The 562-nt window shown below is 64.6% G+C and carries 1 protein-coding gene; it reads right to left on the minus strand.

Translation table 11 applies throughout. The features are described from left to right. Nucleotides 1–562 (minus strand): DDE-type integrase/transposase/recombinase (locus tag H1D44_RS20750; RefSeq protein ID WP_181517160.1); only part of this gene is annotated, 562 nt, incomplete at both ends.

Genomic DNA, 562 nt, shown 5'->3' on the forward strand with positions numbered 1-562 from the left:
CCGTTATCGGACCTCAGCGCCAGTGGCTGATAGATCCGACCCAGGGCGCCAAATCGATGCACCAGGGCCTCCTCCAGCGCGGCTTCGGCCGTCTTGCTGCTGCCATTGTCCGATAATCGCCAGCCGAGGATCTCCCGCGTGCAGCAATCGATGATCACCGCCAGACTGGCCCGTCGATCCTTGCCGCACCAGACGTGTGTCAGATCGGTCGCCCAGCGCTCATCCGGTCGCGAGGCGATCGACGGCAAACTCCTGGCTCGAGGTCGGAACCCCTGGGGCCGCTTGCGCACCTGCCAGCCCTTCAGCTGCAGGATGCGCTGGATCGGCTTACGGTTCTCACCCAGCACACAGGCCAGACGGCGATAGCCGTACGTGGGGAACCGCTCCAGGGCCAGCTTTACCCTGCCGGCCAGGTCGATATTGATCACACGACGACGCGGCTTGGGCCGGTAGTACAGCGTCCGCCGAGGGAGTCCCAGCCACCGGCACAGCTTGACGAGTGATACCACATGGCCCGCTTGGGCCATTTCCGCCTGCAGCGACTTTACGAGTTCTCGTCCTC

Source organism: Billgrantia kenyensis (assembly GCF_013697085.1).
GTDB lineage: Bacteria > Pseudomonadota > Gammaproteobacteria > Pseudomonadales > Halomonadaceae > Halomonas > Halomonas kenyensis.